The 9972-nt window shown below is 69.4% G+C and carries 6 protein-coding genes and 1 pseudogene; 4 read left to right on the forward strand and 3 right to left on the reverse strand.

Translation table 11 applies throughout. The annotated features are described in order from the left end of the window. The coding region (locus VHS75_RS20925; RefSeq protein ID WP_329640562.1) for a TauD/TfdA family dioxygenase at positions 1–403 on the forward strand (403 nt) is incomplete at its 5' end. 190 nt (positions 404–593) lie between these two features. Then, positions 594–2440: pseudogene (gene recQ, locus VHS75_RS20930) on the forward strand (DNA helicase RecQ). Positions 2441–2606: 166 nt separating this feature from the next. On the opposite strand, the gene gyrB reads toward recQ, so the two are convergent. Further along, entirely contained in the window at positions 2607–5054 is a 2448-nt protein-coding gene (gene gyrB, locus VHS75_RS20935; RefSeq protein WP_329640563.1) for a DNA topoisomerase (ATP-hydrolyzing) subunit B, read from the reverse strand. Further along, positions 5051–6187 carry a DNA replication/repair protein RecF gene (recF, locus tag VHS75_RS20940; protein WP_329640566.1) on the reverse strand — a complete coding sequence of 379 codons (1137 nt, stop codon included), beginning with the start codon at positions 6185–6187 and terminating at the stop codon, positions 5051–5053. The genes gyrB and recF overlap by 4 nt, the downstream gene beginning before the upstream one ends. A gap of 168 nt (positions 6188–6355) precedes the next feature. Here recF and VHS75_RS20945 point away from each other — a divergent pair, with 168 nt between their 5' ends. Beyond that, positions 6356–7165: an isocitrate lyase/phosphoenolpyruvate mutase family protein gene (locus tag VHS75_RS20945; RefSeq protein WP_329640564.1), complete on the forward strand. Its 810-nt coding sequence runs from the start codon at positions 6356–6358 to the stop codon at positions 7163–7165. On the opposite strand, the gene VHS75_RS20950 is transcribed toward VHS75_RS20945, so the two are convergent. Then, positions 7162–7542: a VOC family protein gene (locus VHS75_RS20950; RefSeq protein ID WP_329640565.1), complete on the reverse strand. Its 381-nt coding sequence runs from the start codon at positions 7540–7542 to the stop codon at positions 7162–7164. The two genes, VHS75_RS20945 and VHS75_RS20950, sit on opposite strands and share 4 nt — an antisense overlap. A 133-nt stretch (positions 7543–7675) precedes the next feature. On the opposite strand from VHS75_RS20950, the gene polA reads away from it, so the two are divergent. Then, a partial coding sequence (polA, locus tag VHS75_RS20955) for a DNA polymerase I (RefSeq protein WP_414694383.1) occupies positions 7676–9972 on the forward strand: 2297 nt, incomplete at its 3' end.

Here is a 9972-nt window from a genome sequence, read left to right on the forward strand (position 1 = left end):
CGCGCGCGGCTGGTATGAAGTGCCCGTGTTCACCGAGTGGAACGGACGCCTCTTCGTGCGGCTGATCACCCCCTACATCCTGGCCTCACAGCGCCACGCCGACGCGCCGCGAGTGACGGACGCAGCCCGCGAGGCCCTGGCCTGGATGGACGCTCAGGCCGAGAGCGGCGCCTATAGCGTGTTCATGGACTTCCAGCCGGGGGACATGCAGTTCATCAACAACTACCACGTGCTGCACGGACGCAGCGAATACGTCGACGACCGCGCCGCGGGGAAGATCCGGCACCTGAAGCGCCTGTGGCTGGAGACCGAGGTCCTGACCGACCGGCCCAAGCAATTCGTCAACCGCATGGGCACGCACTGGGCGAAGAAACCGACCATCAGCCGGATGGACGCCAGCTGATCCTCATCCCTCCTCTTTAGGGGAGGGTGGCGAGGGCGAAGCCCGAGACGGGTGGGGGTCTGTGGGCCAGGACTCCGACGTCCGAGCCTGAGCGCGACTCCCCCACCCTGACCGCTTCGCGGTCTGTCCCTCCCCTAAAGAGGAGGGATGCCGCATGGCGCCGGGACCGATTCGACCCCATAACCCACCCATGCCTTCCGCCGTCGCCGAGCGCGATCCCGACCTCCTGCACAACGCCCGCGAAATCCTGCGCCGCACCTTCGGCCATGCGGAGTTCCGTGGGCTGCAAGGCGACGTGATCGCCCAGGTGCTGGCCGGGAACAGCGCCATGGCGGTGCTGCCCACCGGCGGCGGCAAGAGCGTCTGCTATCAGATTCCCAGCATGATCCGGCCGGGCCTGGGCCTGGTGGTCTCACCGCTGATCGCCCTGATGACCGACCAGGTGGCGGGCCTGCAGCAGTCGGGTGTCGCGGCGGCCAGGCTCGATTCCAACATCGACCTGGAGGAGAAGGCCGAGACCTGGCGGCGCATCGAGGCGGGCGAGCTCGACCTGCTTTACGTCTCGCCGGAAGGCCTGATGCAGCCCTGGATGCTGGAGCGGCTGGCGCGCGTGCCGTTGGCGCTGATCGCCATCGACGAGGCGCACTGCGTCAGCCAGTGGGGCCACGATTTCCGGCCGGAATATCGAATGCTGGGGCGCCTGGCCGACCTCTTCCCGAACGTGCCGCGCCTGGCGGTGACCGCCACCGCCGACGCCCGGACCCGCGAGGATATCCGCGCCGAGCTGCGCCTGGAGAGCTCGTCGGAGTTCGTCGACAGCTTCGCGCGGCCCGAGCTGGTGCTGTCGGCGGAACGCAAGCGCGGCTCGGCCACCAAGCGGGTGGTGGAGCTGGTCACCGCGCGGCCGGACCGTTCGGGCGTGGTCTATGCCGGCTCGCGCGACAAGACCGAGCAGATCGCCCAGGCGCTGCGTGACGCGGGCGTCCCGGCGCTGGCCTATCACGCCGGCCTGGAGCGAACCCTGCGCACCGAGCGGCTGGAAAGCTTCCTGGAGGCGGATGCGGCGGTGATGGTGGCGACGATCGCCTTCGGCATGGGGGTCGACAAGCCCGACGTCCGCTTCGTGATCCACGCCGATGCGCCCGCGTCCATCGAGGCCTACTGGCAGGAGATCGGCCGCGCCGGGCGCGACGGCGACCTGGCGGAGGGCATCACCCTCTATGGCGCCGCGGACATGAGCTGGGCGCTGCGGCGCATCGGCGAGCGCGACATGGACGGCGCGGTGAAGCAGGTGCAGGTGGGCAAGGTCCGCCAGCTCTACGCCCTCCTGGACGGGACCGGCTGCCGCGCGGCCACCGTGCGCCGCTACTTCGGCGAGGAGGGTGTCGAGGCCTGCGGCCAGTGCGACCTTTGCACGGGCCGGGTCGAACTCTCCGACGCCACCGAGGCGGCGCAGAGGCCCTGTCGGCGGCCCATCGGTTGGCGGGGCGCTACGGCCGCGGGCGGCTGGTCGACCACCTGCTGGGCAAGACCAAGGACGTCAGCGATCACGAGGCCTCGCTCTCCACCTGGGGCATCGGCCAGGACCTGTCCGCCAGCGCCTGGCGCGACCTGGTGGAGCAACTGCTGTTCGAAGGCCTGCTGCGCGAGGACCCCAACGACGGCCGTCCGCTGGTCGGCGTGGGCGACGCCGATGAGGTCAAGCGTGTCTTTCGCGGCGAGCGGCGGGTGCAGATCCAGACCCGCGCCGAGGAGCCGGCCGGTCGCATCCGCAAGCCTCGCAAAGGCCGCGACGCCCTGGTCACCGCCCCGTCGGACCAGGCGCTGTTCGAGGCGCTGCGGGCCTGGCGCGCACGGGCGGCCAAGAGCCAGCACGTGCCGCCCTATGTGATCTTCCACGACCGGACGCTCGCCGAGATCGCCGCCGTGAAGCCGGGCTCCCGCGCCGCCCTGGAACGCGTCAACGGCGTCGGCGAAGGCAAGCTCGCCCGCTACGGCGAGGCGGTGCTGGAGGTGGTCGCCGGGTTCGCGGCTTAAGATCCTCCCCCAGCGCGGAGCGAGATCAGGGGGAGGTGGCGCGAAGCGCCGGAGGGGGTTTCACCCGCCGAGTCCGCGACAGCCGACACCCCGACGACCGGAGAGGAAACCCCCTCAGTCAGTCTTCGCTGACAGCTCCCCCTGTGGGGGGGCATCTGTTGAGCCGCTAGACGTCCACCTCGGCGTCGAGGGCGTTTTCCTGGATGAACTCGCGGCGCGGCTCGACCAGGTCGCCCATCAGGCGGGCGAACATATCGCCAGCGTCTTCGGCGTGGGTGATCTTGACCTGCAGCAGGGTGCGAGCCTCCCCGTCCAAGGTGGTCTCCCACAGCTGGTCGGCGTTCATCTCGCCCAGGCCCTTGTAGCGCTGGATCGAGAGGCCGCGGCGGCCGCCGTCCATCACCGCATTGACCAGGTCGATCGGCCCGCGGACCACGGTGGCGCGGTCGCGGCGGGTGAAGGTGGCGCGGCCGACGAAGATCTCCGCCAGCTCCTTCGACCGCTCCGCCAGACGCCGCGCGTCGGCGGCGTGCAGCAGGAGCTCGTCCAGCACGACGCGTTCGGAGACGCCGCGCTTCATGCGCGAGAAGACGTAGCTGCCGCCATCGCCCGGCGCGCCGCTCCAGGCGCCGTCGCCTTCCTCGGCGTAGAGGTCCAGGCGCGCGGCCGCCTTGGCCAGGTCGCCGCCGGGGGCCAGCAGGCCCGCCAGCGCCGACTGCTCGATGGCGAAGGCCGGGGCGCGGGCGGCGAGCCGCTCGACGTTGGCCTTCGCGCCGCGGGCGGTCTGCACCATGGCCAGGAGGTCGGCGCCGGTGATCCGCTCGCCGTTGGAGAGGTCGAGCGTGGCCCCGTCGACGCCCTCGTCGATCAGGTAGATCTCCAGCTCCGCGTCGTCCTTGAGGTAGCGGACCGACTTGCCTTTGGACGCCTTATAGAGCGGTGGCTGGGCGATATAGAGGTAGCCGCGGTCGATCACCTCGCGCATCTGGCGGAAGAAGAAGGTGAGCAGCAGGGTGCGGATATGGGCGCCGTCGACGTCGGCGTCGGTCATCAGCACGATCTTGTGGTAGCGGATCTTCTCGATATCGAAGTCTTCCGAGCCGATGCCGGCGCCCAGCGCGGTGATCAGGGTGCCGATCTGCTCTGAGCCCAGCATCTTGTCGAAGCGGGCGCGTTCGACGTTCAGGATCTTGCCGCGCAAGGGCAGGATCGCCTGGTTGTCGCGGTTGCGGGCCTGCTTGGCCGAGCCGCCGGCGGAATCGCCCTCGACAATGAAGATTTCCGACTTGGCCGGGTCCTTCTCCGCGCAGTCGGCGAGCTTGCCGGGCAGGGAGGAGATATCCAGCGCCGACTTGCGCCGGGTCAGTTCGCGGGCCTTGCGCGCGGCTTCGCGGGCGGCGGCGGCCTCGGCGATCTTCTGCACGATCAGGCGGGCTTCGGTGGGGTGTTCCTCGAACCAGGAGCCCAGGCCCTCGCCAACCAGGCCTTCCACGGCCGGGCGCACCTCGGAGGAGACCAGCTTGTCCTTGGTCTGGGAGGAGAATTTCGGGTCCGGCACCTTGACCGACAGCACGCAGGTCAGGCCCTCGCGGGCGTCCTCGCCGCCGACCGAGACCTTCTCGCGCTTGGCCGCGCCGGAGCTTTCCGCATAGCCGGTGATGATCCGGGTCAGGGCCGAACGGAAGGCCGCCAGGTGGGTGCCGCCATCCCGCTGCGGGATGTTGTTCGTGAAGCACAGGACGTTCTCGTGGTAGCTGTCGTTCCACCACAGCGACATGTCGAGTTCGACGTTCTCGCGCTTGCCGCGGATGACGATCGGCTCTTTCAGGAGCGGGGTCTTGGCCGCGTCCAGGTGGCGCACGAAGGCTTCGATGCCGCCCTCGTAGTGCATGACCTCGACGAAGGGCTCAGCCCCGCGGTGATCCTTCAGCCAGATGGTCACGCCGGAGTTCAGGAAGGCCAGTTCGCGCAGGCGGTGCTCCAGCGTCTTCACGTCGAAATCGATGAAGGCGAAGGTCTGCAGCGACGGCAGGAAGGTGACCTCGGTGCCGGACAGCGGCTCGCCGTTTTCACGCAGGGGCGCGATCCCGGTCTCCTTCAGCGGCGCCACCGCGTCGCCGTGGCGGAACTCCATCTCGTAGGACTTGCCGCCACGATAGATTTTCAGCTTGAGGAATTCAGAGAGCGCGTTGACCACCGAGACGCCCACACCGTGCAGACCGCCGGAGACCTTGTAGGAGTTCTGGTCGAACTTCCCGCCGGCATGCAGCTGGGTCATGATGACCTCGGCCGCGGAGATGCCCTCGCCCTCGTGGATGTCCACCGGGATGCCGCGGCCGTCGTCGGTGACGGTGCAGGAGCCGTCGGCGTTCAAGATCACTTCGACGCGCGTAGCCCAGCCAGCCAGGGTCTCGTCGATGGCGTTGTCGACCACCTCATAGACCATGTGGTGCAGGCCCGAGCCGTCGTCGGTGTCGCCGATGTACATGCCCGGCCGTTTGCGCACCGCGTCGAGGCCCTTCAGGACCTTGATGCTCTCCGCGCCATAGTCGTCCTGGCCGTTGTTGTCGGGCGTCGGGCCCTGGCCGTGGATGGTCTCGTTGTCTTCGCTCATTCGGGGTCCAGCTGAGTCAGGCCGGTGGCGTCTACGCGTACGCCCTGGGCCCGTCCTTTCAGGTCTTCGAAGAGGTGCTCGTCGGTTCCGGTCAAGAAAGCCTGAAGCCCGAGCGCCTCGATTTCATCGAACAGGGCAGCGCGCCGGAGGCGGTCCAGATGCGCTGCGACTTCGTCCAGTAACAATATAGGGCGTGGCGCTGATTCTGCACGTGAAAGCCGCGCGGATTGGGCCAAAACCAGGTTCAAAATCAGCGCTTTCTGCTCGCCGGTCGAACATTCCGCCGCCGGACGGTCTTTTTCGACGTGGGTGACGGCCAGATCGCCTCGGTGCGGGCCGGTCAGCGCGCGGCCGGCCGCGGCGTCGCGGGGCCGGGCGGCGGCGAGCGCGGCGGCCAATTTGGCTTCGATGTCGGCGATTTCAGCGCCAGCCAGCGCCATCTGCTCCCATTCGCCGGTGAGCGAGAGCTTCGCCTGCGGGAAGGGGCGCTCGCCGCGGCTGTCGATCTCGGCCTGCAAGGCCGCCAGCGTCGTCGCGCGGGCCTCGGCCATCAGGGCGCCAGCCTCGGCGAGGCGCGCCTCCAGGGCGTCGAGCCAGGCGGCGTCGGGGGCCTGGGTCTCGTCGGTGAGCAGGCGCATGCGCTCGCGCAAGCTTTTCTCATAGGCCTGGGCGTGGGCGGCGTGGCGCGGGATGGCGGCAAACACCAGCCGGTCGAAGAACCGGCGGCGGTCCGAGGCGCCTTCCAGAAACAGGCGATCCTGCGCAGGCGTCAGCCAGACCTGGCGCAGGTGGTCGGCCAGGTGCCCCGGCGGAACGGTCCCGCCGGCGATCCGCACCGCACGCCGCGCCGCGCCGGGCTCGCCGACGCCGGTGCCGATCTGGGTCTCCTCACCGTCGATGGAGACGACCGCCGAGACCGCCCAGGCGCGGCCGACGGTCTCGCCCGGCAAGCGCCGGCCGACCTCGGCCAGGTTCGCGCCGCGCAGGCCCCGGCCCGGCGTGAACAGGCTGATCGCCTCCAAGAGGTTGGTCTTCCCCGCTCCGTTCGGCCCCACCAGAAACACCGGCCGTCCATCCAGCACGAGGTCCGCCCGCGCATAGGAGCGGAAGTCGGTCAGGGTCAGGCGGGCCAAAGTCTGGCGAAAGGGGGCCGTGGCGGTCACGGCGGGGTTCTTACAGGGTTTCGCGAGCCCATGCGAAAGGAGGACGGCGAAGCCACGTCGATGTCCGCTTTCCGCCAGCGGTTGTCACGGACGCGGCGCACCTTACGTCTAGGCTCAAGAACCGGACGGAGGGACACCATGGACCAGAAGAGCAAGGCCGAGGCGTTCGGCGCGCTGCATCACACCGGCGACATCCTGATCCTGCCCAACGCCTGGGACGCGGCCAGCGCCGCGGTGATGGAGGACGCCGGCGCCAAGGCGGTGGCGACCTCGTCGGCGGCGGTGGCCTGGGCGCACGGCTACCCCGACGGCGACATGCTGCCCCTGCCGCTGCTGCTGGAAACGGTGCAGGCCGTCGCCCGCGTCGTGAAGGTCCCGGTCACCGCCGACATCGAGGGCGGCTACACCGACGACCTGGACCGGCTGGCCGAGACCATCCGCGCGGTGATCGGGGTCGGCGCGGTGGGCATCAACCTGGAGGACGGGCGGCGCGACCCGGACCTGCACGCCCGCAAGATCGCCGCGGCGCGCAAGGCGGCCGACGGCGAGGGCGTGGACCTGTTCATCAACGCGCGCACGGACGTCTATCTGAAGGGCCTCGCCGAGGGCCACGCGGCCTATGTGGAGACCACCGCGCGCGCCGAGCGCTATCGCCAGGCCGGGGCCAGCGGCATCTTCGTGCCGGGGCCCAGCGACGCCGATCTAATCGACCGGCTGGCTGACGAGATCCATCTGCCGCTTAACATGATGCTGGTGGCCGGCCTGCCGGGCGCCGAGCAGTTGCAAGCCCTGGGCGTGCGCCGCGTCAGCTCCGGCGGCGGGCCGTTCCGCGCGGTCTATGCGCGGCTGGCCAAGGCGGTGGCGGGCTACCTGGCCGACGGCAAGGCCGACAACTTCGCCGGCGATCCCGACGGCCTGGGCAACCTGAACAAGCGGTTCGAAGCCTAGCTCGCCATGCGGTGGAGGCCGCAGAGCTTGTTGCCGTCCGGATCGCGCAGATAGGCGAGGTAGAGCTTGCCGGCGGCGCCTGCGCGCACGCCCGGCGGATCCTCGCAGGTCGCGCCGCCGGCGGCGAGGCCGGCCGCGTGCCAGGCGTCGGCCTGTTCCGACGAGGCGCAGGCGAAGCCGATCGTGCCGCCGTTGGGCGCCGTCGCCGGCTCGCCATTGATCGGCAGGGAGACCGAGAAGGTCCCGGTCGGCGTACGGTAGAAGATGCGATGGCGGTCGACGAGGGCCGGCGACACGCCGAGAGTCCCCAGGACGGCGTCGTAGAACGACTTGGCGCGGTCCAGGTCATTTGTGCCGATCATGATGTGCGAGAACATGGGTCGCTGCCTCCAATGGCGTGTTTCCGGCGACGCATGTGCGGGAAGTTCGGCAGGATGACAATCCCGGGACGTCGCCCGATCCCGTCGCATCGCAGATGACCTTGCGCGCGCTCACGCCTATCTTCTCCCCATGACCGACACCCTCGACGCCCCCCCGCAGGATATGGGCCCGCAGACCCTGGACGAAATCCCGCGCGAACCGACGCAGGACGGGCCGAGCGTGCGGCTCTATTTGGTGGACGGCTCGGGCTTCATCTTCCGGGCCTTCCATGCGCTTCCGCCGCTGACGCGCAAGTCGGACGGCCTGCCGGTGGGCGCGGTGGCCGGCTTCTGCAACATGCTGTGGAAGCTCTTGGTCGACATGAAGGCCTCGGCCGAGGCGCCGACCCATCTGGCGGTGATCTTCGACCATTCCGAGGACACCTTCAGGAACAAGCTCTACGAGCAGTACAAGGCCCACCGCCCGCCGGCGCCGGAGGACCTGGTGCCGCAGTTCCCGCTGGTGCGCGATGCGACGCGGGCGTTCGGCGTGCCCTGCATCGAGCTGCCCGGCTATGAGGCCGACGACCTGATCGCGGCCTATGCCTGCAAGGTGCGTGACGCCGGCGGCGAGGTGGTGATCGTCTCCTCCGACAAGGACCTGATGCAGCTGGTGGGCCCGAAGGTCTCCATGCTGGACACCATGAAGACCCCGAACCTGGTGATCCGGGCCGAGCAGGTGTTCGACAAGTTCGGGGTGACGCCGGACAAGGTGGTCGACGTCCAGGCGCTGTGTGGCGATAGCGTCGACAATGTCCCGGGCGCGCCGGGGATCGGGATCAAGACCGCGTCGCTGCTGATCAATGAGTTCGGCGACCTCGACACGCTGCTGGCGCGGGCGGGCGAGATCAAACAGGACAAGCGCCGCCAGACCCTGATCGACTTCGCCGACCAGATCCGCCTGTCGCGCCAGCTGGTGCAGCTCGACTGCGACACGCCGCTGCCCTCGCCGGTCGATGAGCTGGCGGTCGCCGAACCGGACGCCGAGACCCTGGCGGCCTTCCTCGAACTGATGGAGTTCCGCACCCTCGCCCGCCGGGTCGCCGAGGCGCGCGGCACGGCGCCCAGCGCCACCCCGACGCCGTCGGAGACCAAGGCCCCGGAAGCGCCCAAGCACGGGGCCATCGACGTCAACGCCTACCAGTGCGTGCGCGACCTTCCGACCCTCGACGCCTGGATCGCCAAGGCTTTCAACAAGGGGCTGGTGGCCTTCGACACCGAGACCGACGCGCTCTCGTCCTCAGCGGCTAACCTGTGCGGCGTGTCCCTGGCCACGGCCCCGGGCGAGGCGTGCTACATCCCGCTCGGCCACGAGCAGGAACAGGAGGGCGGGCTGCTACTGGAAGCCCCGGCGGCGCTGGACCAGATCCCGCTGGCCGAGGCCATCGCGCGCCTGAAGCCGCTGCTGGAATCGCCCGCCGTCCTGAAGGTGGCGCAGAACGGCAAGTACGACATGGCCGTCTTCTCCCGCTACGGGATCGAGGTTGGGCCGATCGACGACACCATGCTGATCGCCTTCGCCCTCGAGGGCGGGCTGCACAAGAGCTACGGCATGGACGAGCTCTCCAAACGCCTGCTCGATCACGAGCCGATCAGCTTCAAGACCGTCGCCGGGACCGGCAAGGCGCAGAAGAGCTTCAAGCACGTCGAGCTCGGCGCCGCGACCTGCTACGCAGCGGAAGACGCCGACGTCACCCTGCGCATCTATGAGCACCTGAAGCCGCGGCTGGCGCACGAGCATCTGCTGACCGTCTACGAGACCCTGGAACGGCCCCTGCCCAAGGTGCTGGTCGAGATGGAGCTGGCCGGGGTGAAGGTCGATCCCGAACGCCTTCGCCTGCTCTCCAACGACTTCGCCGCGCGCATGGGCGAGCTGGAGATCGAGGCCCATAAGGTGGCGGGACGGCCCTTCAACCTGGGCTCGCCCAAGCAGATCGGCGACATCCTGTTCGGCGAGATGGGGCTGGCGTCCGGCCGCACCACGGCCACCGGCGCGCAGTCCACCGACGCCTCGATGCTGGAGGACCTGGCCGCCCAGGGCCATGAGCTGCCGCGAATCCTGCTGGACTGGCGGCAGCTGTCGAAGCTGAAGGGCACCTACACCGACAACCTGGTCGCCGCGATCGACCCGAAGACCAACCGGGTCCACACCTCCTATTCGCTGGCGGCGGCGACCACGGGCCGCCTCGCCTCATCGGACCCCAACCTGCAGAACATCCCGGTCCGCACCGAGGAAGGCCGCAAGATCCGCCGCGCCTTCATCGCCGAACCTGGCCAGGTGCTGATCAGCGCCGACTATTCGCAGATCGAGCTCAGGTTGCTCGCCCACATCGGCGACATCCCGCAGCTCAAGCAGGCCTTCGCCGACGGCCTGGACATCCACGCGAT

This window comes from Phenylobacterium sp. (assembly GCF_036264965.1).
Taxonomy (GTDB): Bacteria; Pseudomonadota; Alphaproteobacteria; order Caulobacterales; family Caulobacteraceae; genus Phenylobacterium.